We start from the raw sequence: 25,457 nt of genomic DNA, 5'->3' as shown, positions 1-25,457 counted from the left end.
TGTGTCGATTGATATGCTCCTATCGTTGCTGTATAGCCCCGAGCAACGATAGGAATAGGGTCAATGCAACACCAGTTAACAAGTTAGCTGTTTTAAGAACTAGCTGTCAGCGTAGTTAATTGCTGCGCTGATATTTAATGAGGAGGTAGTCTTCTGGTCATCTGCTTCTACGCTTCCATTGATATCAGTAGAGTAGGTGCCAGTGGGCACTTCTGTGCTAGCCGCAACAGTACCTTCTACGGTAGCTGTGTTGCTGAAACCGCCAACAACGCTGGTTGCTTGAGATGCTGCAATTTCAGTGAAAAGTGGATTCATGACTTTTTTCCTTGAACTAATTTAGTGTTAATTGAATTGATTTGAGTGATCTGGAAAATCAGACAAAGGGTGTGGTAAAATTTTGTACTAGCATTGCCTGCAAACCATTCTTGCCCACGCCCTTTGTGTCGATTGATATGCTCCTATCGTTGCTGTATAGCCCCGAGCAACGATAGGAACTTGCATTGGCGATGCAACACCAGTTAACAAGCTAGCTGTTAGAACTAGCTGTCAGCTTTGTTATAGTTCAGTAGTTAATTGCTGCACTAATATTTAATGACGAGGTAGTCTTCTGGTCATCTGCTTCTACGCTTCCATTGAGATCAGTAGAGTAAGTACCGCTTTCCACTCCTGTGCTAGCTGCAACAGTACCTCCTAGGGTAGCTGCGTTGCTGTAAGTGGTAGATTCTGTGCTCTTAGCAGCGAAACCGCCGACAACGCTGGTTGCTTGAGATGCTGCAATTTCAGTGAAAAGTGGATTCATGACTTTTTTCCTTGAACTAATTTAGTGTTAATTGAATTGATTTGAGTGATCTGGAAAATCAGACAAAGGGTGTGGTAAAATTTTGTACTAGCATTGCCTGCAAACCATTCTTGCCCACGCCCTTTGTGTCGATTGATATGCTCCTATCGTTGCTGTATAGCCCCGAGCAACGATAGGAATAGGGTCAATGCAACACCAGTTAACAAGTTAGCTGTTTTAAGAACTAGCTGTCAGCGTAGTTAATTACTGCGCTAATATTTAATGACGAAGTAGTATTCTGGTCATTTGCTTCTACGCTTCCATTGAGAGCAGTAGAGTAGGTGCCGGTGGGCACATCTGTGCTAGCCGCAACAGTACCTCCTAGGGTAGCTGTGTTGCTGTAAGTGGTGGGTTCTGTGCTACTAGCAGCGTAACCGCCGACAACGCTGGTTGCTTGAGATGCTGCAATTTCAGTGAAAAGTGGATTCATGACTTTTTTCCTTGAACTTAGTTGAGTTATCTGGAAACCGATGTCTTTGTTTCCGATACTGAAAATGTAGCATTAAAAATTACTGCTTGAGAAGATGAAACACTTAAGTTGACGGAAACAACATGAACATATGTACTAACGTAAGTAAGTAAAAATATTATATCTTTCAGTTATAAATAATACTAAAGTGTTATCCGTTATATTACACTTATAAAAAATTTTTCTGTGTGCTAGCGCTAGCATCAAGTAAGTTTTTTTTTTACTGAGTATGTAAGGATACTAAAAAGAATAGAAAGATTAAATGCTGAAGAGAATCGTAAGTTAGTAACAAAAATGACTCTAATATCATGGCTTGCAACTCATAACTTTCATTACCTTGTTGTTTCGCCGACAATCATTTGTACGAAAAAGTACCAGTAACTTAACTTTTCGCGATCAGCTCTTATGTCGTAGTAGAAGTGTAGGATTCAATGACTGAGCAGTTTTTGAAGCGACACACCTGTGATGAACCTAGGAACAGGATTTGCGTCGTACAGGATTTTTCCAGTGGCTAGCTGCGAAATCGCATTCTGTCATAGTCTCAAAAGATGGTATAATAATGCGAAATAAAAAGAACAAAACATGAAGATAAATGTATCTCGTCAGAAACCGCGTGTCTTGACATGGCAAGCGGTTTTCTCAATGCTCATGTTTGTTTTCATGTACCTACCTATAGTGGTACTGGCGTTTTATAGTTTCAACCAGTCGCCCTACAGTGCACGTTGGCAAGGGTTGACTTTGGAATGGTATAGCAAGTTGTTTAGCGATGAGCGGATTTTATCGGCTTTAGAAAACAGTTTGATAGTAGCCTTTTGTGCAGTAGGGATTTCTGCAATACTAGGAACGTTGATGGCAGTGGGGTTGGCGCGTTATCAGTTCTTGGGTAAGAGTTTGTATCGCGGTGTTTCTTACTTACCATTGATTATTCCTGATATTGCGATCGCAGTAGCTACCCTAGTTTTTCTAGCAGCGTTTGCCATTCCCTTAAGCATCTGGACAATCGTTGCGGCTCATGTCGTCTTTTGTCTTGCCTATGTTTGTCTTGTTGTATCTTCTCAACTAACTCATTTAGATCCCCATTTAGAAGAAGCAGCACTGGATCTCGGAGCAACACCAGTGCAAGCCTTCATCAAAGTCTTGTTACCTCAGTTAATACCTGGTGTTGTCGCTGGTTGTTTACTAGCCTTTGTCCTCAGCTTAGACGACTTTCTCATTGCCAGTTTCACTGCTGGTAGTGGTTCCAACACTTTACCTATGGAAATTTTTAGCCGCATCAGAACAGGAGTCAAACCAGATATTAATGCTCTGAGTGTGATCTTGATTTTAGTCTCTGGGATTGTCGCTCTTATAGCTGAGTTAATTCGTGCGTCAGGACAAAGAATAAATAGTCATTAGTCATTAGTCATTGGTCATTAGTTATTAGTTATTGGTCATGATCCCGATCCATTTACCAAACTACTTGACAATATTAGGAGTTTTATCATAATATTATTTTATATAATGGGAATCCTTGCGTGCATACATACTTATATTTATAAACTTCTAACTTAGAAACTTTTCACCCTACATAGGCAGATGCGCAGAACTTTTTTATCTGTGTGCTTGGTGTTGTGGGTGTGAGCAGACAGTCAGAAATGTTTGTGTCAAGATACATTTCTGTATTTGAACAGCTCAAGTTAGAGCCAACTTTGGACAAGATGCGATACATGGCTCACTATGCAAATTTGTCAAAATCCCAGTTGCTCCAATCCCTTCAACCCTGACAGCAATAGATTTTGCACCAGCTGTGGACAAAATAACTTTGGCAACTTCCTTAGAAACCGCTACCGTGTGTTGGAATTGTTAGGCGAGGGTGGGTTTAGCAGAACATATGCAACCGAAGACGTTGATAGACTAGATGCTCCATGCGTCATCAAACAGTTCTTCCCACAAATTCAGGGGACTTCAGAACGTACAAAAGCTGCACAATTGTTTAAGGAAGAAGCGAAGCGACTTTATGAACTGGGAGAAAATCACTGGCAAATTCCCAGATTACTTGCTTACTTTGAACAAGGTTCTAGTCTCTATCTGGTGCAAGAATTTATTCAAGGGCAAACTCTATTACAAGAACTCCAGCAACAACCTTTTAGTGAAGAAAAAATTCGAGATCTTTTAGAAGATTTATTACCTGTTCTCCAATTCATTCACGAGCGTAACGTTATTCATCGGGATATTAAACCAGAAAATATTATTCGCCGCCAAACTGATGGCAAACTCGTTTTAATTGACTTTGGTGGTGCTAAGCAGGTGACACAAACCAGTTTATCAAGACAAGCTACAGTGCTATATACAATCGGTTATGCACCTAGTGAGCAAATGGCTGGATTTGCTTGTCAGGCTAGTGATTTATACGCTTTAGGAGTCACTTGTGCGCGTCTTATGACTCAATGTTTGCCTATACAAAATCCTGATGGAGGACAGATTCAAGATACTCTTTACAACCCCATGAATGGTGAATGGTTATGGCGAGAGTATTTACAGGAAAAAGGGGTTACTATTAGCAATGACTTGAGGGAAATTCTGGATAAGTTGCTGAAACATTTGGCAAAAGATAGGTATCAATCAGCAACAGAAGTTTTGCAAGAATTGAATGCAACAAAATTTTTTGCACAACCAATTGTGGCAATTCCTCAAGCGAAATCGTTACCATTTGAAAAATACAAAGTCACAACGCCAATTTCTGAAATAAAAGCTTCTTCAGAACTCGACTCCTTACAGACCTTTAATTTTGATGTGGTGACAGTAGACGCACAAGGTGATGAAATCAGCCGTGAGTGTCGGAGTGCAAAGTTTTATGCAGAAAACTTGGGGAACGAAGTGACGTTGGAAATGGTAGGAATTCCTGGCGATACTTTTATGATGGGTTCAAAAGACAATGAAGGGGATGCAGATGAACGTCCACAACATCAAGTGAGTATCAAACCCTTTTTTATGGGGAAGTTTCCCGTCACCCAAGCACAATGGAAAGCAGTCGCAGCTTTACCTAAAGTCAAACAATCTTTAAATCCTTATCCATCAAAATTTAAAGGTGCGAATCGACCAGTTGAAAATATTTCTTGGCACGAAGCAATAGAATTCTGTACCAGGCTGTTTGCAAAAACTGGACGACTATATCGCTTACCCAGTGAAGCCGAATGGGAGTATGCTTGTCGTGCCCGAACATCGACACCCTTCCATTTTGGCGAAACAATTACGACTGAATTAGCAAACTGTAGTCAGGAGACTCAGACTTGGGAACAAAAACCCAAAAACCCAAAAGAAACAACACCTGTAGGTAGTTTTCAGGTGGCAAATGCCTTTGGCTTATACGATATGCATGGGTTAGTTTGGGAGTGGTGTGCTGATCCTTGGCACAAAAATTACGATGGCGCACCCACAGATGGATCAGTTTGGGAAGTTGGTGGCGACGATAATCGTCGTGTGCTTCGTGGTGGTTCTTGGAGTTTTAGTTCTGCGCTTTGCTGTAGCGCTAGTCGTAGCTGGAACGAACCGGATGGCGGATTGAGGATATGCGGGTTTCGAGTGGTGTCAAGTTGGTCTGTTTGAAATCTTAAAAGGGTTTTTAGGGAACAGGGAACGCTTAACAGCTGTGCGTTCGCTTATTTTGAGAGCCGAAGGGGAATTAAAGCCTTAATGTAAAAGGAAAACGGGGATTTTTACGTGAACCATTATTTTTTAGTAAAATTTGTGACCATCACAGAAGGCTTCCAGAGGTGAGCAATTGGGCGCAGGCATAGGACAAATCATAAAATGACCAAAAGCCCCGTGCGAATAAAAATGCCTGAATCCATTGCATCGCCAGGATTACAAGCCCTGTGGGGCGTAAATTAAATCTTGCGGTTAAAAATGAGCGAACGTACAGTAACAGGGAACAGGGAACAGGGAACAGAAAAATATCCTAACAATTGTGGCGACTGCTATAAAACAAAAAAAACAGGGGTGAGCATCTCACCCACCCCAGAAAAGTTATTCTTTTACTACACAACGCTTTAAACTAATTTCAAATCTGGATACTCCGCGAGGACATCATCAGAGGTGAGAGTATCACCTTCAGCTTGTGGAGTCCAAAGAACTTCTATAGCAAGCAGTTGCTCTCCAGGAATACTACCAAATTGACGTAGAGCTTGACGCAAATCGTCAGCGCTGTTAATGTCGCCTAGCTGGAGTTTACCCAAGGTTGCAGCTAGTAAAGTAACGATAATATATTCTCCAGGTCCTTCAGTGATCAGACGGGTTGGATTGTCGAGTTCACCAGCAGCAGGTAAAGCATCTTTGGGAGCAGTTGCTTTGAGCTGGTTGTTCACATTAGAAAGAGTTTCTCCTGTAAATTTGCTGCGTTCTGCCAATGAGAAACGGTTGAATTGAGCTTCAGCTGCGTTTAAACGCGCTTGTTCGGTACCACCACCAGCGTAAACCCAATATTCCGGATGGCGTAGCAAAGCTAGGCTGGCTTCTTGCAGAATTTCTGCTCTACCTTCTGGGGAGTTCGTATCAGCAGTTTCAGCAATCTGGTTGAGTTCGGTTTGCAAATTACGGGCGCTACCTAACAAGCCAACTTGTAAACGAGTTACGGAAACAGAAGGGTTGCTGTTGTAGCTGACTTCACTATCACCAGAAGCGTTACCAGAAGCAACGCGACGGAAGGTTTGTAGCAGGAAGTTGGCGATCGCAATAAAAATTAAAATGCTAAATAAACCACCAAATCCTCCCCCAATACCCCAAAACGGAAGCAGGAAGGGAAAGCCAAAACCTCCACCAGGATAGGGAGCATAGTAACCTCCGCCATAACCTCCACCTGGTGCGTAGGTGCGAGGAGAGGAGTAGGGACGGCTTGATGAGGGCATTCTAAAGGAACCACCGCCGATTCTACCCCCACTGGCGGCTAGCGCTCCATCGGAGTGACTAAATGCCAATGTAAAAACAAGGCATAGCAGGAGCAGAGATTTTAAAAGGGGTTTGGTAGCTTGTTGTAGTTTTTTACGCATGACGACACAGTGGCTTGAAAAACAGTATTGGTTATCTTTTCTCCCTATGCTGGTTGGAGTTTTGTGCTTGTTCAATAACGCCAGCCCGTAGTCTTAAACAGTCCTTGGCACTCTTTGCGCCAGTACAGACTACATTTCCAATTTACCGTCTACTGTGTTGCACGGGCAGCATGCTTTGGGCGGATTTCTGGAGTAGATAACCGTACCTGACAAGTTATTGAAACTTCTAAGTTCAATATTCACAAAGCCAATTCCCTCTTTGTTGTGCCAAAATTGGTCTGTGCACAAGTTTTTGTTTTTACTTACTTTTAATTTTAAAAAATAATTTTCTTAGGTTTCTCATCATTATTGAAAATTTCAAAAAAAACCTATAGTTTGTATATTTTATAACTAAACATGTTTGTGAGTAGAGATCATAAATAGTTTTATTTTTTTGAAAAATATAATTAATCAAAATAGCTTTTCGGCATTTTGGCATAACATTTTGGGTGTTCTTCAGATATTCTACTAAAAGTAGCTAAATTTCAAAGTCTTAATAGGACTCATTTGACGGCTATAATTTTCAGTATAAACATGGAATTATTTAATATATATATGTATCAAATATTTAATTTTGAAAAAACATCAAATGTAAAATGTTATTACGTAAACCCAAAGCGTGAACGAGCCGTGCCGCCGGCATAGAGCATACCCGGAAAACCAAGACATTTTACGTTTTTCCATTTTACGTACTTAGCAGGTGTAGAACTTATTTCATCTTCATCTTTACTTTCACTTCTGTCTCAAAATTTTCTCAATTCGTATATACAAAAAACAGTATGTATGATACAAATAAAATATTCATCTAAAAACTTGAAATTGAAAAAAAAGTTAGCGAATTATTTTCGCCAAATTAAGCTTTCTAGATATAAAAAATGTTCAAAATAAAATTATATGTAAGAGTCATTTATCATTAATCATTCAAAGTTATTATTTCAATGATTAATGATAAATAACTATTTATCGGCTCTACCATGCAAGAAAAAATGTCAGATATTTGTTAGATAAAATAGACCTGGAACAAATTCATCTGAATTTCTTCAGTTTAGTTAAAAGTATGAATGACAAAGGCTGTGAAACTTAATGTAAAAATGTGCTGCGATTTTAACGTTTAGTGATCATCTGATGGAAAACATTTCACGCATAAGAGCAACAATCCGAGACAAAACTATGTCATACCCGGATATCCTAGTCATATCTCGTAGCTTCCAACCAAAAGAAGGTGGAATTGAAGAGTATATCTATAATCGTTGCTTGCAAGACCCAGAGCGAGTCATTGTTTTGACGGCTAGTTGTTCGGGAGATAAGCTATTTGATAAAGCGCAAAAGTTTCCAGTATACCGCTGGCCTATTTCTCGATACTGGCATGGTAGTTTTGTGGAGAGTATACTGCAAGCTTTCCTCAATTCTTTTTGGTCATTTGTGCTAGCCATAAAACTTTATTTCCGCTATCATTATCGCTATATTGAGTGGGGTCATGGCTACCATTTTCTTTCTATTCTGCTATTAAGTTATCTCCTACCCATCCGGTTTTTTATCTACTTACACGGAAAGGATATTCTTGGACTCTCAAGTAACCCCATACTGCGTTATCTGTTTGAATGGACGTTAAAACGAGCGCAAGGAATTGTTTGTAACAGTTCCTATACTCAAGATTACCTGAGAGTTCATTTCCATGTTGCGACACCAACTCATGTTATCAATCCCGCTGTGAGAGTAGAAAAATTTGGTGTTTCATCTTATCAAGAAAATCTGGATGATTTACGTGTGCGGGTGCGCAATGGATATAGCATTCCAGAAACAGCAGTTGTGATTCTCTCAGTCGGACGGGTGCACAAACGTAAAGGTTTTGATCGCGTGATTGAGAATTTAACACTCCTACTGACTTTTGGGATGGATGTCCACTACATACTGTGTGGACAAGGTCCTTATGAGTCTGCACTGAAAAATTTAGCCCGTCGTTTGCGGGTGCACAAGCGAGTTCATTTTACTGGATATGTGCCTGACCAAGAATTAAGCGCATACTATGCAGCATCTGACATACTTGCAATGCTGACTCAGGGAGATGATAAAACCCCCAGAGTTGGGGGTTTTGGTATCGTCTGTTTAGAAGCAGGTTATTTTGGGAAACCTGTGATTGCTTCTGGCTTGGGGAGTGTAGTGGATACAGTTCATCACGAGGAAAATGGCATACTAGTGAATCCCAATTCCGGTTATGAAGTTTTTCATGCTTTCAAACGGTTGTGTCAAGACCAAAAGCTGCGCGAACAACTCGGTCGTAGAGGGAAACAATTAGTTCAATGCAAAACCTTACACCGCTCAATTTACATTCCTGAGTCTCGCTACGAGTGTTTGTCAACTTAACCACCACCAACTATGGTTACTATTTCCAAGCGATCGCCCTGCTGTACTTTTGTGTCTGACCAAAACTGACGGTGTAAAATTTCGCCGTTATACTCTACTGCTACCAAGCGAGGATTGAAACCCTGTTGCTGAAGTAAGTCGGGTAAAGGTGTTTGCGGTAAACAGCTACGAGTTTCCCCATTGACAAGTAGTGTAATATTATCAGACATAAGACATACCAAGTTCTGGTTTCATCCGACCGATTAGCTGTGAGAGGAAAAATTGTGTCACTAAGGTAGGTTGTTCGGCTTGCATCAGACTACGCACCACGGCGACACGATTTGCTCCTGCATTGATCACCTCATTCACGTTATTTGGATCTATTCCCCCAATGGCAAACCAAGGTATTGAACAATTTTTAGCCGCATAGCTGACGTACTCTAAGCCAGCTGCTGCTTTCCCCTCTTTTGTTGGAGTTTCGTAAACTGGTCCCACGCCAACATAATCTGCACCCTCAGCGATCGCTGCTTGCATTTCTGCCGCTTTTGTGGTGGAACGACCGATCAAACGATGAGGACCAAGTAATTCTCGGGCAATAGCGATAGGCAAATCTTGTTGTCCTAAATGTACCCCATCAGCATCTACCGCTAGAGCTAAATCTAAGCGATCATTGACAACAAAAATAGCACCGTAATCATGGCAAAGTTGCCGCAGCTTTTTCGCTTGTTGTAAGCGCACAGTATCATCGGCTGTTTTGTCCCGATACTGTACGAGTGTTAATCCTCCTTTGAGGGCAGATTCGACAGTTTCCACCAACCGATCACCAGGGGAGGTGACAAGATACAGACGCGATCGCAACAGCAGTTGCTGTCGATGACGTCCCATCAAAGTACTTTCCAAGGTATAAATGCGATAACGCATCTGCTTACAAGCTTTGCCCATGTTTGGGTTGTAAAGCTTACTGTATTCTTCCAACACCCGCAGGGCTTCTTGCACTCGGCAGAAGTTAGCTTGCAACAAAGATTTGATGCTCGTACGTTGCTCTTCTTGAGGATGAGTTAAGTCAGTTCCAGGATCTCCAGGCGTATTTCGCGCCGCCCGCAGTTCAGCAGTATGCCAAACAGCTATTTCTTGTCGCTCTTTTTTGCATTGGGCAGCCAATTGGGCGTTGTTCAACCCAAAGCGACACCATTCCTCAATGATTCGCAAACCTTCACGAGCGCGATCTAAATTTGCATCTAAAATGCGGTAAATAACTTGCTGTATTTGCTCTGTTTGGCTGTATGGCTCGACCATTACAACAACCCCGTTAGTGCTTTCATCGTAACAGTCAGCCTCTTTCATATTGGCAATGTGCTCCGTATCTCTATTGATTCTTAACTAACTTAAATGTGTATCAAAAAGAGCGAAGTAGTCAATATGTGAGTAACTTTATCGACTTGATTTACGACATCTACAAAAGTATAAAAAGTTTTTTGGTTGAAGGAGTGCCGTAAAAGTGATTCACCCCCGCGTTTTTTCTAAATCTTATATCGTAAACAACCTGCCAAAAAAGCGAGTTGCCAAGGATGACAAACCATATTTTTTCCTCAATCAAATAATATTATCGGTGTTTCGTTTCTTAATTTTATGTTTCACCACTGGCATGGGAATGGCATACATGGCAATGCTTGGCGCAAACCTTGATGTTGCCATTGCTCAAATACCCAGAACAACAGATGGGAAACAGCTGGATGTCAAAACAATGTCTCAGGTTAACGTCCTTTTTGTCAACCCAAGTGTTGGAGATGACAAGGTAAACAATGGCAGTGAAGCTACTCCTTTTAAAACCATCAGCCAAGCGCTACGAATTGCTGGTCCCAACACAATCATTATGCTCTCAAATGGCACTTACAGTGCTGAAACTGGAGAGAATTTTCCTTTGATACTCAAACCAAACATTTCTATTCAAGGGGACTCTGGCAGTAAAGGTCGTGGTATTGTGATCAAAGGAGGAGATACTTACCTTAGTCGTACCTTTGGTGGTAAAAACGTCACTATTGTCGGCGCGAACCAAGCCAAGTTGACTGGCGTAACAGTGACTAATCCTAACCCTCGTGGTTACGGTTTATGGATTGAATACAGTAATCCAGTGATTGTGGAAAATACCTTTACTGGTAGTACCCAAGATGGAATTGCGGTTACTGGTAACAGTACCCCTAACATTCGCAACAATTTCTTTTATCAAAATGGAGCGAATGGAATCACCGTCTCTGGAAATTCCCAAGCCGAGGTGCGGGAAAATGTGTTTCAACAAACGGGCTTTGGTATTAATATTACCCAAAATGCTCAGCCAATCGTAGTTAGCAATTCTATTCAAGACAATAGAAGTGGCATTGTAGTACAAGCCAATGCTCGCCCAATACTACGGAACAATCTTATTCAAGGTAGCAAAGAAGATGGGTTGGTAGCCATTTCTCAAGCCATGCCCAATTTAGGCACCGCCTCTGAACCAGGTGGTAATCAGTTTCGCAACAATGCTCGCTACGACATTAACGCCAGCGCCTCCAAGCAAATCTTTCCTGTTTCTGGCAACAGCCTTGCCAACAACCGCATCAATGGCAAGGTAGACTTGACTGGAACAACAGCAGTTGCAGACGCAGGAATGGGGACAACATTGGCGCGTGGGAACTCTCCTGCAAACCTGAGTGCGTCACCCCGTCTTCCTCTGCCCACATCTTCTAACAATGTTTCAGCAGGATTGAACAATCAACTACAACCATTAAGACCTGCTAATTCTCCACTTTCTGCAACTGCAACCAATCAAAAACAGCTTTACGCTCAAAATCCTGGCTTGCCAACTGCTAATAGCTTAACAAGGTATGGCGGACAATCTCCAACTCAGACACTACCAAGTCGGCAAGTTGCGCCAACAAAGTCAATTGAACCATTAGCAAATACATCTAATACATCACGACAAGCAAATTACGTACGCATTTCTCCTGGGAGTGTAGAATTCACTGCACCCCAAACAGCAAGTAACACTGTTGATACAGGGACACAGGGAATAGGGAACAGGGAACTCTTAACGCTTAACAGGGAACAGGAAAGTCAAGATGGAGTAAATTTACCACAGATGACTGCGCGTCCTCCCCTCTCTCCATCTGGGCGTCAAGTACCACAACTTAATGCAACTTCCTCTAACCAAGTTGCACCAGCACCCGTACAAAAAGTACAGACTCAAGGACAGTCTAGATTGCCAAGACTAGAAGCTGCGCCTGTCGGTGAAGCAGCTCTTTTGCCCGTTCCCAATACCAATATCCCTTTGGGCAATACTAGTAATATGCGAAAAGTGGCAGTACCTCAAAGATCTTCAACAACAGCGTATGTTGACAGTTCATCCCCATCGCCAGCGGGAGACAGTCAAATGAATTTACGTTACCGAGTTGTGGTGGAAGTCCAAAATGAAAAAGACCAAGAGTTAGTCAAATTCCTTGCTCCTAATGCTTTTCCCACTGTTTGGCGCGGTAAGGGAGTGATGCAAATTGGTGTCTTCAACACCCGCAATAATGCAGATAGCATGATAAAAATACTGAATAACAATGGTTTGAAAGCTGTGGTTGAGCCGGTGAATTGAATCAGTGAACAGTTATCAGTAAACAGTAAACAGTGAACAGTTATCAGTTCACTGTTCACTGTTGAACATTTTGCTTCTGGGTTGATGGAAGAAGTTTCTCTCTCCATACATTTAATACTTCCCTGATACCTTGGCAAATCTAATCGCTTACGTTCATAAGTACAATCAAATTCGGCGAGAATGTCTGCTGGCGCTAATGGTAATTCAAAATATTTGCGCTTACGTATCATTAGTACCAGGCTGGAGGATACGTGCAGGATTCATATAATTTTATATAATTTTAAACATACGTGGAAGTGTTACTAATATAGCAGGGAATAGGGAATAGGGAACAGGGAACAGGGTTGAAAATCTCGTGATGTCCGTATTTTCTCATTAGTTCATGTCCTAATCTACCTGGCTACGGCTATAGCTATAATCATCTCCTATCCTATTTCTTGTGACATAAAACTGTGTGAACGTCTGGGGAGTAGTTTTCCAGAAAGCTGCGGCTTTTCACTAGAAATTGCTTTGAGTTTTGATGTAAATGACTCTGATCCTGCGCTTGTTTGCGGGGTGAATTGCTCAATTGGGGGATTGTTGGTAGCCCCAGGAAGAAAGTTATCCTGATCATTTTGGTTAGCAGATGCGGAACTGGGGGTTTCCATAGAGGAGGTTTTCGCCTGATCCGGTTCTCTGCGTTGAGATGACTGCTGTTGGGGTGAGATGGGGTGTGGTGGTGATTTTCCTGTATCCCCGTGTTCTGATGTCTGCTTGTCTACGGACGTTTTCTTCAAGGGAAGCCATTTGGGTGTTCCAGTGTCCACAGTTGAGCGGGCTGGCGGGGCAAATTCCGAGGGCGAAGTGTCCTCAACAACTGTTGTTGTTTCTACAAAAGGTGAAGAAATTGGGGGAAGTGCCGTTAGGCTTTGTGGAAATTTGCTGCAAATTAAGCGCTCAAATTCCATGTTAAAGTGAAAAATTGCTTGTCCGCGTCGCTGCCAACACGTTAATATTTGCTGCACTGAAACAGCTTTGTAACGACCCTGATAAAGTGCTTCAATCACTGCCATGTGTAGCCAGTTCCCTGGGTATTGCTTTTGCCAAAGACCCACTATCTCACTGGCGTTATAACCACCGAGGTCGAAACTATAATGAGTTAGCAGGGCTATTGCCAAGTCAGCAGATGTGTCTGGGTTTGGTGTGAACATCTGACTCTCGGCTTCAGGCAGGTACACATCTTGCTCCCATCCCATACAGCCTATGTTGTTTTGATCGATAGTTTTTTTGGTCAGTGCTTCCAAGTATAGAGGGGAAGTGGTATTCATTTTACTTTTGAAATCAAGAATGGGAAAAGATATAAGGTGAATTAATGCTGGGAGTTTGCCTCACTGCCACTAATGCTTGATAAACCATAGCAGCCACTTCCCCCCGTGTCGCCTCTCGATTTGGGTGGAATTGTTTAGAATCGGGATAATTCACAACAATTTTGTTTTGGGTGGCAGTCGCAACTGCTGAACGAGCATAGCTAGGAATTATGTTATGATCGCTCAAGCCAAGTAAGCTGTTGTTATCAGCGGCTTTCAGACCAAGTCCATTCACCAGAGAGACGATTACCTGTAATCGGAGAACATTTTGCTCAGGACGGAAGGTGCGATCGCGAAATCCACCAACAAAGCCCGCCTGCGCAGCAATTTTGATGGCATTATATGCCCAAAAATCCTTTGGCACATCCGTAAACTCAGTTGCAGGATGTTTGGCAGTTGGGTTGAAGCAAACCGCAACTAAAGCTGCATACTGGGCGCGAGTGATTGGTTTATCTGGTTCAAAAGTCTCATAGGCAAAACCGTGAGTCAAACCCATCCTGAGCAATGCTTGGATAAATCCTGCTGCCCAGTGTGTCATAACCTCCGTGTCGGAGGCAATCTCCACGTTAGGATTGACAATGTAGGGAGAAGAAATTGGCTTTTGCTTCCCACTAGTTACTAATGCCTGATAGATGCAAGCTGCCACTTCAGCGCGGGTGATGTCCCTGAGTGGTTCTAATAGTTTTATGTCAGGATAATTGACTATCAATAAATTTTCCGTCGCAACTGCTACCGCATTTGTTGCAGCACTAGGAATTTGGGCGCTATCGCCAAACAGACCTAAAATATTTGGATTGCCCCCACTCAATTTGAGTCCATTCACCAGAGAGACTATTGTTTGAATCCTTGTTAAATTTTGCATTGGTCGAAACGTCCCATCCGGAAATGCACTGATAAACTCCATACTAGCAGCACGTTCAATAGCTGACGATGCCCAAAAACCTCGTTTGACATCTGTAAATTTGCGTATCTTTTTTCCGGGAGGTAGCTGAAAGCTCCTAGCAATAACATCGGCATACTCAGCACGAGTGATAGGCGCTTTAGGTCGAAAAGTGCCATCAGGAAAGCCGTTCATCAAATTATTTTTATGTAAAACTTCTACAAAGGCTATTGCCCAGTGCCCAGTCATGTCAGAAAAATCTGTGTTAACTGATACTGGAACAATATCTTCTGTTGGATTAATAAACTCTATCATTCCCTTACTTTTTGTAGAGTTTAAATTATTACCAACAGAAAGTAAGTGGGCAGAGGTTGCATTTTGGATATCAAACTGTCCGTTGTTACGAAAAATATTACCACCGGGGTTTTGAGTACTGCCTAGGTCGGGAGCGGCATTCCCGTTCACCAACAAGCCAGTTTGAATGTTGTTTTCGATCAGATTATTTCGCAGGATAGGACGAGCATTTCGCGAAAGAGCGATCGCATTTCTGTTATCATAAAAAGTATTATTTAAAACATTGTTTACAGCGTTATCACTAATAGCTATCCCCAAAAGATTTTTTTGAAAAAGATTGTTTAGCACTTCCCCTTTGCTATCGCCTGCCATAACCAATCCACTGACACCGTTTTGCAGAAATACATTGTCCTGAATCAGTGGTTCGGCACTACCACTGACAAACACAGCTTCCCGACCGCATTTGGTAAAAGTATTATTAGCCAAAGTTGGGGAAGTGGATTCAATCCAGACACCAGTTCCTTTTTTTGTAGGATTTACGACAGTGATGCCCATCAATTGAGCATAATTTAGTAATACCAGCGTAATATTTTGTATCCCAAAACTTTCGCTTTCATACTTTCCACTACCCAAAATCACAATTCCTTGACCTTTGGTTGCTTCATGACCGATTAGCATCACACCGACTGGAATCACCAGTGGAAATATTTCACCACTAGCAGCACTGTAACTTCCACAGGCTAGCTGAATGACTTTGGGTGTTGTGGTTACCTTCAGGGCACGGGTAATAGTTTTATAGGGATTTAACCGTGTCCCAGCATTGGCATCATTGCCAATTGTAGGGTTGACATAAATTGTAAGTGTGGCAACGACGGTAGAGTTGACCATTTAGTGACTAATAAACAAATTTTGAATTATCACAATCATAAATAACTTTACAACTGCGTTTACACAAGCACACCTATGTAACTTTTTGACACTGATTAAGGTTTTGATCCCCGTTGGGGGAAGAGCTTATACCAATTCAAAATTCAAAATATGTCCTGCGGACACGCTACGCGAACAAAATTCAATCCGGAAGAAAGCCGAGACGAAACTTGGGGTTGGGAGTGTGTATCTGTCGCATTCTTTTTTCAAATTGGTATTATCAAAAACGCTGAGATCTTGCACCATTCTCAAGAACATAACCTCGTCCGCCTGGGAATCAATTCCCAGGCTCACAGTTAAAGTCTACTTTAGTAGACTCAAAAGCTTATACAGTCGTCTTTAGACGACTTTTACTATGAGACTGGGGTTTAAACCCTAGGCGGTTGTTGGCACAAGTGCAAGATCTCAGTTTGAGTGGTGAGTTTTAACAATGGAATTAGCGGCATAAGTCGTTTTCATCCCCTTACGGGGAATAAGTATTGTAAAGCACACGTCAGATTGTCGAAGAAATGAGTGCTCTTACGTTTCCATCCCTTTGCAGGGAAAGGGTTTTGTAAAGTCTATCCGCTCTAACGCTTCTTTAGCTAATCTGGTAGCGTTTCCATCCCTTTGCAGGGAAAGGGTTCTGTAAAGGATTTTAACAGAGTAATTCTGTTAAGTGCAGCTGATTGTTTCCATCCCTTTGCAGGGAAAGGGTTCTGTAAAGAATGGTTATTCACTAAAAAATAATGAATGTAGACAACGTTTCCATCCCTTTGCAGGGAAAGGGTTCTGTAAAGGATCCTACTGGGTTTGCACCAATAGAAATATTCAAGTTTCCATCCCTTTGCAGGGAAAGGGTTCTGTAAAGCAGCGCTGTTTGGATGTTGAGAAAATTTCAGCCTGTGGTTTCCATCCCTTTGCAGGGAAAGGGTTCTGTAAAGCAAAAATATGACTCCTGCTGAACAAAGAGCAGAGTTGTTTCCATCCCTTTGCAGGGAAAGGGTTCTGTAAAGTCATAACTATCACAGGTCCAGACGCAGAGGCCAAATTGTTTCCATCCCTTTGCAGGGAAAGGGTTCTGTAAAGACGCTGTGGCCTGTTGGTGGGTCTGTTGCGGTGGTGTTTCCATCCCTTTGCAGGGAAAGGGTTCTGTAAAGAGTTCACTTGTAGAAGCCTTACTAGGAGAGGGTTTGAGACCCCCAAATCGACACCACTTTTTGAAATGTCAATAAGGGCAAAAATATTCTCAATAAAACTCTCATTTCGTAAGCTGGAAACCTTGCTACAAGCGTAATCGACACCACTCAACGAAGTTATGCGGTTTTCAAGGATCGGACGAGTGGTGTCGATAAAATTTCAACCCACTCCCTAAAAATAAAATGTCTCACCTATAATTGTCAAGTTTTTGACCGACTCCACACTCAAAGATGCAGTAGCTGCTCAGTACTCAACGCTCAGAACTGTTTTGGTGATTTATCATGGTTTGTTAAAACAGTGAACAGTGAACAGTGAACAGTAAACAGTGAACAAGGGGTGGACGAGTCCGTTTCCTACCTGATAACCCTTCGGGTATCTCCTGCGGAGACGCTACGCGTTAGCCCTTTGGGCGTGCGCTTTGCGCATACGCAGTCGCCTAGGTAGGGAGACTTTCCGGCAGCGCTGGCTCACTGATAACTGGTAACTGATAACTGGTAACTGTAAAAGATGAATTACCATTTGCACGTAGCTAAAACGGATGATTTCAGTTGAACATCTGAGTAAAACATACGGCTCTACCTCAGCAATTACTGATGTCACTTTCGACGTCGAACCAGGAGAGATTTTGGGGTTTTTGGGACCTAATGGTGCTGGCAAAACCACAACCATGCGAATTTTGGCTGGTTATTTGCCTGCGACGAGTGGGACTGCGCGGATTGCTGGCTTTGATGTCCATGACAATTCTCTGTCGGTGCGGCAACGGATTGGTTACTTACCAGAGATGCCGCCGTTGTATCCAGAGATGACGGTGGAGGGATTTTTGTATTTTGTGGCGCGGATTAAGGGAGTTTCTGCGGGCGATCGCGCCACCAAAATCACAGCAGCAATCGAACGCTGCAATTTGCAAGAAAAGCGTCACGTCATTATTCGCAAACTTTCTAAAGGATATCGTCAGAGAGTCGGCATTGCTCAAGCAATTGTCCACGATCCACCAGCCATCATTTTAGATGAACCCACAATCGGACTCGATCCCCGGCAAATCATTGAGGTGCGAAATTTAATTAAAAGTCTTGCAGGAAGCCACACAATCGTTATTTCTACTCACATTTTGCCAGAAGTGAGCATGACTTGTAGCCGTGTCGCAATCATCAACGGTGGGAAAGTTGTCGCAACAGATACACCCGACAATCTCATGAACCAATTGACAAAAGGTTCTGGATATGAAATAGAAATTGAAGGAGAAGCGGCTCTCGCCAAACAAGTCCTGCAAAATGTAGCAGGGGTAAACTTTGTCGAATCAATTTCTGCGGTGGGAATGCACAGTCATACCTCCTTAAAGGAAAACCAAGCATACCTGCGGGTGATATCACAACCAGGAACTGAACCAGGAAAAGATATTGCAGCGGCGTTGATCGGAACAGGATTCGGTTTACTAGAAATGCGGCGTGTTAACGCTACTCTAGAAGATGTATTTTTACAACTAACTACAGAAGAAAAAACTTTGGAGACTGAAACAGAAATCGCAGAGGCAAAGGAAGGAGAAGCAGCCTAAATGGGTGTCGTACTGGGTAATATTATTGCCATTTACCGCCGAGAGTTACAGAGTTATTTTGTATCACCTTTGGCATATGCAATTGCTGGTGTTTTTTGGCTTCTATCTGGGTTATTTTTGGTGCTGATTTTGATGGGACCAGAAGGTATCCTGCAAACAGTCACTGCATTAGATTTACAAGGACAACAATTTGGAGTGCCAGTTCCACCAATAGATGTTCCTTACGAACTTGTCAGGGCATTTTTGGATCGAATGGGATGGCTATTGTTGTTTGTCTTGCCAATTCTTTCTATGGGGCTTTATGCCGAAGAACGCAAGCGCGGCACTTTAGAACTTCTCGCCACATCACCACTGACAAACTGGGCAGTAGCTGTTGGTAAATTATTAGGAGTTTTGACATTTTTCATCACAATGGTAGTGCCGATCATGGGATTAGAAACCATTGCTTTGAGTGCGTCAAGTCCACCAATGCCACCAGCCATACCCTTACTAGGACATTTAGGACTCATCTTACTAGCAGCAGCAATTTTATCTTTGGGAATGTTCATTTCTTCTTTGACAGATAGTACAATTCTGTCTGCCGTATTCACATTTGCATTAATGTTATTACTCTTGTTCGTTGATTTAATTGCCAAAAATATTGGTGGTTCTATGGGAGACGCGCTAGGACATCTATCATTGCTGAAACATTACAATACCTTAGTACAAGGTATATTCGATACGAGTAGCCTGATTTTATTTGCCAGTTACATTCTTCTCGGCATCTTTCTTACTGCTCAATCAATTGATGCATTGCGTTTTCAACGTTCATAGATAGGAAAAGGGAACAGGGAACAGGGATCTGTTCCATACTGTTCATTTAACGTAACAAGTACAGTCCCAAAAATGAAACTTCTCGCTAAAAAGAAACCTTTAAAAATCTTATTTTGGTTTGGTCCGTTCCTCTTTGCAGCAGGCTTAACATCTGGATTGGTATCGGATAATTGGGGACCAATTCAACTCACATTGATAATTTTGGGAACAGTCATCATTGTATTGTGGCTGATATGGCAAAACAAGCAGAATAACTGGTTGGGACAACGTTCTACCCAAGCTAGTACTAATGCTTTGATTGCGACTTTGGCAGTTTTAGCGATTTTAGGATTGATTAACTTTTTAGGAACTCGCTACGATACACGAGTTGACTTGACAGAAACTAAGTTGTTTACCCTTGCACCCCAGTCACGGGAATTGGTACGCAACTTACAAGTACCAGCGAAAATATTGCTGTTTGACGTTAATCAAGACCCCGTAGACAGGGACTTACTAGAAAATTATCGTCGGCAAAGCTCTAAGTTTAGTTTTGAGTATGTAGATCCACAAGCAAGACCAGGATTAGCACGTAAGTTTGGTGTCAAAGACTATGGAGAAGTTTACTTGGAATTTGGCGATAAACGGCAATTAGTTCAGGTAGTAGGTCCGCAGCAACGTTTATCAGAAGTAAAATTAACAAATAGTCTGCAACAAATCAGCAGTATAAGCTCTGCTAAAGTTTACCTCCTCCAAGGTCATGGCGAACACGAACTTTCTGGTAAAGAGGAAGGAGTTATATCGCAAGCTATTAAGGCATTAAACGACAAAGGTTACACCACTTCTGCCCTGAATCTGGTAGAAAAGTCCAGTATTCCTCAAGATGCTAATGTTGTAGTCGTTGCAGGTCCGAAGCGATCGCTATTTGAGAACGAAGTCAAAGCACTACAGGACTACCTCAATCGAGGTGGAAATGTACTGCTGATGATTGATCCAGATACAGACCCCAAACTCGAAAGCTTGCTTGACCAGTGGGGTATAAAATTAGATAATCGTTTGGCAGTTGATGTTTCTGCAAGTGTTGGACTAGGTCCTGCAGCACCTTTGGTAACTCAATACGGAAAACACCCGATTACCAAAGATTTTGGCAATGGTATCTCTTTTTATCCCTTAGCACGACCGATTGACACAAATCCAGTACCTGGTATTCAGGCGACTCCGTTGTTACTCACCAAAGCTTATCCTAATAGCTGGGCAGAAAGTGACCAGCAAAGCGAAAACTTGCAATTTAATCCCGAGAGCGATCGCAAAGGCCCACTAACATTAGGCGTAGCATTAACAAGGAAACTATCAGCCAAATCTGAAGTTACATCTAACTCTACCCTTACACCGACACCAACTGCAACACCTCAAACCCCAGCCAGCCCGACTCCGACGACTACACCGACAGCCCAAATCCCAGGCAGTCCAACTCCCAGCGCCAAACCCACAACTGCTGCAACACCTCAAACCCCAGCCAGCCCGACTCCCAGCGCCAAACCCACAACTGCTGCAACTCCAGCCAGCCCGACTCCCACGATTACACCAACAGCAACTGCAACACCTCAAAAATCAGCCAGCCCAACTCCCACCACTACACCCACAACTGCTGCAACTCCAGCCAGCCCGACTCCCTCATCAACTTCGGGTGAGTCACGAATGGTGGTGTTAGGAAATTCAGATTTTATCATCAATGGCTTGTTCGACAAGCAACTTAATGGCGACGTGTTTCTCAACTCAGTCACTTGGCTAAGTCAGCAGGATCAACAACCGCTTTCAATTAGTCCAAAAGAAGTAATAAACCGTCGCATCAACCTAACAGGAGTACAAGCCCTTCTTTTAGAGTTATCATCTCTGGTAATTTTACCTTTGATTGGGCTAGTGGTGGCAGCTATTTTCTGGTGGACACGCAGATGAAATTACAACGAACAACTTTAATTCTGGTACTGCTAGCGCTTGGTTTAGGTGGTTTTGTCTACTTCCATGAAATAAAGAATGCACCTGAACCAAAGGAAGTCAAGCAGCAGCAAAAAATCTTCTCATTCAAAGAGGATGACGTGCAATCTTTGACAGTCAAAACTCAAAATCAGACTTTAAATCTGGAACGTACTGACAAGTCTGAAGAACCCAAGTGGATGATGAAATCTCCCGAAACTGCCCGAGCAAGTAGTGCTATTGTAGGTTATTTGATGAATTTGCTAGTGGAGGGAAAGAGCGATCGCATTGTATCCGCCTCACCCAACCAGCTTGCAGAATTCGGCTTAGATCAGCCGCAAACAACTATCGATGTCAAACTAAAAAATCAGAAAACACATCAGTTGATTTTGGGTAAGCCTGACTTTAACCGCCGTTTCCTGTATGCTCAAGCTGATCCTTCTACAAAACCAGGTGGCAATACTGATGTGCTATTAGTATCTACGGATTTTGAAAATGCAGTTAATCGAGAACTGTCAGAGTGGAAACAACCGATAGATGATGGCAAAAAACCCACTCCCAATACTGATAAACCGATAGATGATGGCAAAAAACCCACTCCTAGTAGTGAGAAATCTATAGATGATGGCAAAAAGCCCACTCCTAGTAGTGAGAAACCGATAAATGATGGCAAAAAGCCCGCTCCCAATACTGATAAACCGATAAATGATGGTAAAAAACCCACTCCTAGTAGTGAGAAATCTATAGATGATGGCAAAAAACCCACTCCCAATACTGCTAAACCGATAGATGATAGCAAAAAGCCCACTCCTAGTAGTGAGACATCTATAGATAATGGAAAAAAACCCACTCCCAATACTGATAAACCAACTCCAGCAAACAGCAAATAACAGCTTTTCTTATTTGAGGTGATGGTATAGTTTATTTTCAACAAACTTCACTCGTCATAACTACCACCTTTAGGTACGTTTATCAGTAAATCGATGAGATTTTTATGCTTTTTATGGAACTTCAGTAATTCCAAGTAAGCTAAAGGAACAATGATTGGCCACAAGATAGTAGCTACAACCAAAACGATAGTAGAATAGAAGCGCTGATCTGAATCCATGTCTTCATCTGCTATAAAAAATACCACCCATTGATTAAATAAACAGGAAGCCATGATTAAGTAGACTATAATTGCAAGGTAAGTAATAAGCATTTGTGTCATAATATAGTTTTAAATAAAACCAAGTACAGTAGAAATCTTGCCTCACGTTTATAACAAGACCCTAGTTCAGATATATCATGTATTTTTTTTATTCTTTCGTATAACGTCTAGCTTAAAGTACGACTCAACTCTATTCTAGACAAAACAAAAAAGAGAAGTTATTCACTTTGCATAAAACCTACTATAAGATTAGAAAGTTCTCTTACATTAATAATGTATATAAAAATCCTTTTTCAAGAGTAATTATACGGAAAAGGTCATTTTCAAAAATTTGTTAGTCTTTATAATGTGTTCATGATAAGTCCAACAGCAACACTACTCATTTCCTGTCCCGACCAAAGAGGATTGGTCGCAAAAATTGCCAACTTCATCTACGCTAATGGTGGTAATATTATCCATGCTGATCAGCATACAGACTTTACAGCAGGGTTATTTCTCACTCGTATTGAGTGGCAGTTAGATGGGTTTAATTTGCCGCGTGACTTAATAGCACCAGCATTCAGTGCCATTGCTCAACCACTGCAAGCTAAATGGGAATTGCACTTTTCTGATACTGTCCGGCGTATTGCCATTTGGGTGAGTCGTCAAGACCATTGTTTATTTGATTTAATTTGGCGACAACGTGCAAAAGAATTTGCTGCACAGATACCTGTCATTATCAGCAATCATCCTGATTTAAAAGTAGTAGCAGAACAGTTTGATATCGACTATCACCACATCCCCATCATCAAGGAAAACAAACAGGAACAGGAAGCCAAGCAACTAGAATTACTACAGCAGTACAAAATAGATTTAGTTGTATTAGCAAAATATATGCAAATTGTTAGTGGAGAATTTATCGCAAAATTTCCACAAATTATTAATATTCATCATTCCTTTTTACCAGCTTTTGTTGGAGCAAATCCCTATCACAAAGCTTTTGAAAGAGGTGTAAAAATTATCGGCGCAACCTCTCATTATGTCACTGATCATTTAGATGCAGGACCAATTATTGAGCAAGATGTGGTACGAGTCAGTCATCGTGATGAAGTTGAGGATTTGATTAGAAAAGGAAAGGATTTAGAGCGAGTTGTTTTAGCAAGAGCAGTGCGTCTACATTTACAGAATCGTATATTAGTGTATGGTAATAAAACAGTCGTTTTTGAATGAGTAAAGCAGCCATAGCACTTCTTTTTGAGTTGTGAAAATTATCGATTAGCAACAAGACGAGGCTGCTATATTGCTTATTTCAGACAACCTCAAAGTTTCCAAGTGTGCAAACTGCCTCTTGAGATTTTAGCTTGTGGGCTTCTCTTCTATTTTGTTGTTGTTAGCAACTTTAACGTGTTCAAAAAAGTTAGACATCCAAGGTAAAACCACAAGAATTATGCCTAAGACTATCAGAAATAAAGATATTCCAAAGATTTGGTCACGAGGAATTTCGAGAACACCGCGTAAAATAACTTCTCGCAAAGCAGAAACAATAGTAATTTCTACTGCTGCTATTACGGATATTCGTTGGTCTTGCAAGTAATCAATTAACAGTCTAAACAACTCTACCAGAATCAAAATAAACAGAATATCAGATGTAACTTGCCGTAAATCTAGTGGATGCAAAAAAGAGAAGAACATATCTCCCAATCGTAAAAGCATCACACAGAACAAACCAAGACAAAGAGAGATGACAATAAAGTCTTGAAAAATCTCTAGATTACGTACGATTGTATCTCTTTGGAACCAAGTATTTAATCCTATAATTATCCGTTTTGGCATGGTATCTCCGGACATTCTAGATTCGTCCAGCCCCATGATAAGCAATTCAAAATTTAAAGTATGTTCTTCAAAGACGCTACGCGAACAAAACTACAAAATTTGTTTTGGTCATAATACCGATTTTAAAACCGCACCAGCAGGAAGCTTGGGCAGGCTTGTAAACAAGCAGGACTTATACCATGTCCGCCTAATTAGTTATAATTTGGTGCATCTGTGCCAAAACCTGAAAACTCTTTCTGCGGTGCTCCCTACCCCCTGCTCCCTTACAGCCTTAATGATAAGTCTTTAACCGGACACGATATTATACACGAACGACCTAACTATAGTCATTGCGATCGCAGGGGTTGTTTTTCTGTAATAAGTAGTATTTCCTGCTCAGCTCATATCGATTCATAATTAAAAAAGAGTTAAGAAAGATTAAGCTGAACCATGAGCAAAATATCTCTAAACTTAATAGCAATATCTGTCTTTATCATGACGATGTCTAGCCTCCTGGGACCGTTGTTGCACATATCACCCACAATCCCGGCTACACTAACCTTTACCGTTTTGGGAATAGCAACTCTTGATTCATTTAGTTTACAAGGTAAGGGTGGTAGTTTACTTATAGACTGGATAGCTGGTTTTTCCCCAGAACACAGAGAACGCATCATTCACCACGAAGCTGGACATTTTCTCGTTGCTTATCTCTTAGAAATTCCAGTGATGAACTATACCCTCAGTGCCTGGGAAGCAGTCAAACAAAAACAACCAGGACAAGGTGGTGTGAGTTTTGATGATGGGGAATTAGCATCCCAACTAGAACGGGGTACAATCAGTGCTCAAAAACTAGATCGTTACTGTACCATTTGGATGGCTGGTATTGCGGCTGAAACATTGGTTTACGAAAACTCAGAGGGGGGAGCTGATGACAGAAGTAAGCTCTTAATGGTCTTGACAAATTTGGGTTTTTCTGAGTCGTTAGGTGACCAGAAACAGCGCTTTTGTACACTCCAAGCCAAAACCCTTTTGCAAGAAAACTGGTCGGCATATCAAGCCTTAGTGAATTCTATGCGAGAACGCGCAACAGTCGCAGAGTGTCAAACTGCAATTGCACAAGCTTTTGACACTCCCCAAACTGCGTAATTTATGAGAATTGAAAAATTAAGCTCCTGGACTTCTGATGAGAAGTCTGGGAGCTTTTTTATAAGGAATCATTTAGAATCACTTCTGTATTCTGCGTTCT

19 protein-coding genes, 1 pseudogene and 1 CRISPR repeat array are annotated in these 25,457 nt (G+C 41.7%); of the genes and pseudogenes, 10 read left to right on the top strand and 10 right to left on the bottom strand.

What is annotated here, in order from left to right:
* Positions 1 to 99 precede the first annotated feature (99 nt).
* The 3 genes from AC5JM2_RS27465 to AC5JM2_RS27455 all read right to left on the bottom strand — a co-directional run bounded on the left by AC5JM2_RS27465 (position 100) and on the right by AC5JM2_RS27455 (position 1,268).
* A complete protein-coding gene (locus AC5JM2_RS27465; RefSeq protein WP_495837976.1) occupies positions 100 to 315 on the bottom strand; it encodes a hypothetical protein in 216 nt (71 codons plus the stop codon).
* A 247-nt stretch (positions 316 to 562) separates the two neighbouring features.
* Positions 563 to 799, bottom strand: coding sequence for a hypothetical protein (locus tag AC5JM2_RS27460; RefSeq protein WP_495837975.1), 237 nt, complete (start codon positions 797 to 799; stop codon positions 563 to 565).
* Positions 800 to 1,022: 223 nt separating this feature from the next.
* Entirely contained in the window at positions 1,023 to 1,268 is a 246-nt protein-coding gene (locus AC5JM2_RS27455; RefSeq protein ID WP_495837974.1) for a hypothetical protein, read from the bottom strand.
* A 621-nt stretch (positions 1,269 to 1,889) separates the two neighbouring features.
* Between AC5JM2_RS27455 and AC5JM2_RS27450 the strand changes: the two genes are divergently transcribed.
* The gene (locus AC5JM2_RS27450; RefSeq protein WP_495837973.1) at positions 1,890 to 2,702 is read left to right on the top strand and encodes an ABC transporter permease; all 813 of its coding nucleotides are present in this window, start codon (positions 1,890 to 1,892) and stop codon (positions 2,700 to 2,702) included.
* 321 nt (positions 2,703 to 3,023) lie between these two features.
* The gene (locus tag AC5JM2_RS27445; protein WP_495837972.1) at positions 3,024 to 4,892 is read left to right on the top strand and encodes a bifunctional serine/threonine-protein kinase/formylglycine-generating enzyme family protein; all 1,869 of its coding nucleotides are present in this window, start codon (positions 3,024 to 3,026) and stop codon (positions 4,890 to 4,892) included.
* Between the two features lie 443 nt (positions 4,893 to 5,335).
* Here AC5JM2_RS27445 and AC5JM2_RS27440 read toward each other — a convergent pair whose 3' ends face one another.
* Positions 5,336 to 6,331: a DUF1517 domain-containing protein gene (locus AC5JM2_RS27440; RefSeq protein ID WP_495837971.1), complete on the bottom strand. Its 996-nt coding sequence runs from the start codon at positions 6,329 to 6,331 to the stop codon at positions 5,336 to 5,338.
* A gap of 1,164 nt (positions 6,332 to 7,495) precedes the next feature.
* Here AC5JM2_RS27440 and AC5JM2_RS27435 point away from each other — a divergent pair.
* Entirely contained in the window at positions 7,496 to 8,734 is a 1,239-nt protein-coding gene (locus AC5JM2_RS27435; RefSeq protein ID WP_495837970.1) for a glycosyltransferase family 4 protein, read from the top strand.
* On the opposite strand, the gene thiS is transcribed toward AC5JM2_RS27435, so the two are convergent.
* Both thiS and AC5JM2_RS27425 read right to left on the bottom strand, forming a co-directional pair.
* Complete coding sequence (gene thiS, locus AC5JM2_RS27430; RefSeq protein WP_495837969.1) at positions 8,731 to 8,943, bottom strand: sulfur carrier protein ThiS; 213 nt, start codon at positions 8,941 to 8,943, stop codon at positions 8,731 to 8,733. The genes AC5JM2_RS27435 and thiS overlap by 4 nt on opposite strands.
* Complete coding sequence (locus tag AC5JM2_RS27425; RefSeq protein WP_495837968.1) at positions 8,936 to 10,057, bottom strand: thiamine phosphate synthase; 1,122 nt, start codon at positions 10,055 to 10,057, stop codon at positions 8,936 to 8,938. The genes thiS and AC5JM2_RS27425 overlap by 8 nt, the downstream gene beginning before the upstream one ends.
* A gap of 316 nt (positions 10,058 to 10,373) precedes the next feature.
* Between AC5JM2_RS27425 and AC5JM2_RS27420 the strand changes: the two genes are divergently transcribed.
* Positions 10,374 to 12,329 (top strand): DUF1565 domain-containing protein, encoded by a 1,956-nt coding sequence (locus tag AC5JM2_RS27420; RefSeq protein WP_495837999.1) that lies wholly within the window; start codon positions 10,374 to 10,376, stop codon positions 12,327 to 12,329.
* Positions 12,330 to 12,754: 425 nt separating this feature from the next.
* Here the strand turns inward: AC5JM2_RS27420 and AC5JM2_RS27415 are convergent, their stop codons facing one another.
* Entirely contained in the window at positions 12,755 to 13,519 is a 765-nt protein-coding gene (locus tag AC5JM2_RS27415) for a hypothetical protein (protein WP_495837997.1), read from the bottom strand.
* A 130-nt stretch (positions 13,520 to 13,649) separates the two neighbouring features.
* The gene (locus AC5JM2_RS27410; RefSeq protein WP_495837967.1) at positions 13,650 to 15,737 is read right to left on the bottom strand and encodes an S-layer homology domain-containing protein; all 2,088 of its coding nucleotides are present in this window, start codon (positions 15,735 to 15,737) and stop codon (positions 13,650 to 13,652) included.
* 562 nt (positions 15,738 to 16,299) lie between these two features.
* Positions 16,300 to 16,915: direct repeats of the CRISPR family, unit length 36 nt; unit sequence GTTTCCATCCCTTTGCAGGGAAAGGGTTCTGTAAAG.
* 578 nt (positions 16,916 to 17,493) lie between these two features.
* On the opposite strand from AC5JM2_RS27410, the gene AC5JM2_RS27405 reads away from it, so the two are divergent.
* The 4 genes and pseudogenes from AC5JM2_RS27405 to AC5JM2_RS27390 form a co-directional block, all read left to right on the top strand.
* On the top strand, positions 17,494 to 18,507 hold the full coding sequence (locus tag AC5JM2_RS27405; RefSeq protein ID WP_495837966.1) for an ABC transporter ATP-binding protein: 1,014 nt from the start codon (positions 17,494 to 17,496) through the stop codon (positions 18,505 to 18,507).
* Positions 18,508 to 19,320 carry an ABC transporter permease gene (locus AC5JM2_RS27400; protein WP_495837965.1) on the top strand — a complete coding sequence of 271 codons (813 nt, stop codon included), beginning with the start codon at positions 18,508 to 18,510 and terminating at the stop codon, positions 19,318 to 19,320.
* Between the two features lie 72 nt (positions 19,321 to 19,392).
* Positions 19,393 to 21,252 (top strand): GldG family protein, encoded by a 1,860-nt coding sequence (locus AC5JM2_RS27395; protein WP_495837964.1) that lies wholly within the window; start codon positions 19,393 to 19,395, stop codon positions 21,250 to 21,252.
* A pseudogene (locus AC5JM2_RS27390) lies at positions 21,249 to 21,863 on the top strand (DUF4340 domain-containing protein); the annotation flags it as partial. The gene AC5JM2_RS27395 and the pseudogene AC5JM2_RS27390, both read left to right, overlap by 4 nt.
* Before the next feature lie 344 nt (positions 21,864 to 22,207).
* Here AC5JM2_RS27390 and AC5JM2_RS27385 read toward each other — a convergent pair.
* Positions 22,208 to 22,378 (bottom strand): hypothetical protein, encoded by a 171-nt coding sequence (locus tag AC5JM2_RS27385; protein ID WP_495837963.1) that lies wholly within the window; start codon positions 22,376 to 22,378, stop codon positions 22,208 to 22,210.
* A 396-nt stretch (positions 22,379 to 22,774) separates the two neighbouring features.
* On the opposite strand from AC5JM2_RS27385, the gene purU reads away from it, so the two are divergent.
* A complete protein-coding gene (gene purU / locus AC5JM2_RS27380) occupies positions 22,775 to 23,629 on the top strand; it encodes a formyltetrahydrofolate deformylase (RefSeq protein ID WP_495837962.1) in 855 nt (284 codons plus the stop codon).
* Positions 23,630 to 23,755: 126 nt separating this feature from the next.
* Here the strand turns inward: purU and AC5JM2_RS27375 are convergent, their stop codons facing one another.
* Positions 23,756 to 24,232, bottom strand: coding sequence for a phosphate-starvation-inducible PsiE family protein (locus AC5JM2_RS27375; RefSeq protein WP_495837961.1), 477 nt, complete (start codon positions 24,230 to 24,232; stop codon positions 23,756 to 23,758).
* A gap of 429 nt (positions 24,233 to 24,661) precedes the next feature.
* On the opposite strand from AC5JM2_RS27375, the gene AC5JM2_RS27370 reads away from it, so the two are divergent.
* Positions 24,662 to 25,357 carry an ATP-dependent Zn protease gene (locus tag AC5JM2_RS27370; protein WP_495837960.1) on the top strand — a complete coding sequence of 232 codons (696 nt, stop codon included), beginning with the start codon at positions 24,662 to 24,664 and terminating at the stop codon, positions 25,355 to 25,357.
* The last annotated feature ends 100 nt before the right edge of the window (positions 25,358 to 25,457 follow it).

The organism is Brasilonema angustatum (assembly GCF_059505445.1).
Note: the sequence above shows the minus strand (reverse complement) of the source record. Positions and strands in the feature narration are given on the sequence as shown.

Excerpts from the sequence above, each read along its gene's own strand:
- AC5JM2_RS27465 (WP_495837976.1), bottom strand. The coding sequence starts at position 315 with ATGAATCCACTTTTCACTGAAATTGCAGCATCTCAAGCAACCAGCGTT.
- AC5JM2_RS27460 (WP_495837975.1), bottom strand. The coding sequence starts at position 799 with ATGAATCCACTTTTCACTGAAATTGCAGCATCTCAAGCAACCAGCGTT.
- AC5JM2_RS27455 (WP_495837974.1), bottom strand. The coding sequence starts at position 1,268 with ATGAATCCACTTTTCACTGAAATTGCAGCATCTCAAGCAACCAGCGTT.
- AC5JM2_RS27450 (WP_495837973.1), top strand. The coding sequence starts at position 1,890 with ATGAAGATAAATGTATCTCGTCAGAAACCGCGTGTCTTGACATGGCAA.
- AC5JM2_RS27445 (WP_495837972.1), top strand. The coding sequence starts at position 3,024 with ATGCAAATTTGTCAAAATCCCAGTTGCTCCAATCCCTTCAACCCTGAC.
- AC5JM2_RS27440 (WP_495837971.1), bottom strand. The coding sequence starts at position 6,331 with ATGCGTAAAAAACTACAACAAGCTACCAAACCCCTTTTAAAATCTCTG.
- AC5JM2_RS27435 (WP_495837970.1), top strand. The coding sequence starts at position 7,496 with ATGGAAAACATTTCACGCATAAGAGCAACAATCCGAGACAAAACTATG.
- thiS (WP_495837969.1), bottom strand. The coding sequence starts at position 8,943 with ATGTCTGATAATATTACACTACTTGTCAATGGGGAAACTCGTAGCTGT.
- AC5JM2_RS27425 (WP_495837968.1), bottom strand. The coding sequence starts at position 10,057 with ATGAAAGAGGCTGACTGTTACGATGAAAGCACTAACGGGGTTGTTGTA.
- AC5JM2_RS27420 (WP_495837999.1), top strand. The coding sequence starts at position 10,374 with ATGGCAATGCTTGGCGCAAACCTTGATGTTGCCATTGCTCAAATACCC.
- AC5JM2_RS27415 (WP_495837997.1), bottom strand. The coding sequence starts at position 13,519 with ATGTTCACACCAAACCCAGACACATCTGCTGACTTGGCAATAGCCCTG.
- AC5JM2_RS27410 (WP_495837967.1), bottom strand. The coding sequence starts at position 15,737 with ATGGTCAACTCTACCGTCGTTGCCACACTTACAATTTATGTCAACCCT.
- AC5JM2_RS27405 (WP_495837966.1), top strand. The coding sequence starts at position 17,494 with ATGATTTCAGTTGAACATCTGAGTAAAACATACGGCTCTACCTCAGCA.
- AC5JM2_RS27400 (WP_495837965.1), top strand. The coding sequence starts at position 18,508 with ATGGGTGTCGTACTGGGTAATATTATTGCCATTTACCGCCGAGAGTTA.
- AC5JM2_RS27395 (WP_495837964.1), top strand. The coding sequence starts at position 19,393 with ATGAAACTTCTCGCTAAAAAGAAACCTTTAAAAATCTTATTTTGGTTT.
- AC5JM2_RS27385 (WP_495837963.1), bottom strand. The coding sequence starts at position 22,378 with ATGGATTCAGATCAGCGCTTCTATTCTACTATCGTTTTGGTTGTAGCT.
- purU (WP_495837962.1), top strand. The coding sequence starts at position 22,775 with ATGATAAGTCCAACAGCAACACTACTCATTTCCTGTCCCGACCAAAGA.
- AC5JM2_RS27375 (WP_495837961.1), bottom strand. The coding sequence starts at position 24,232 with ATGCCAAAACGGATAATTATAGGATTAAATACTTGGTTCCAAAGAGAT.
- AC5JM2_RS27370 (WP_495837960.1), top strand. The coding sequence starts at position 24,662 with ATGAGCAAAATATCTCTAAACTTAATAGCAATATCTGTCTTTATCATG.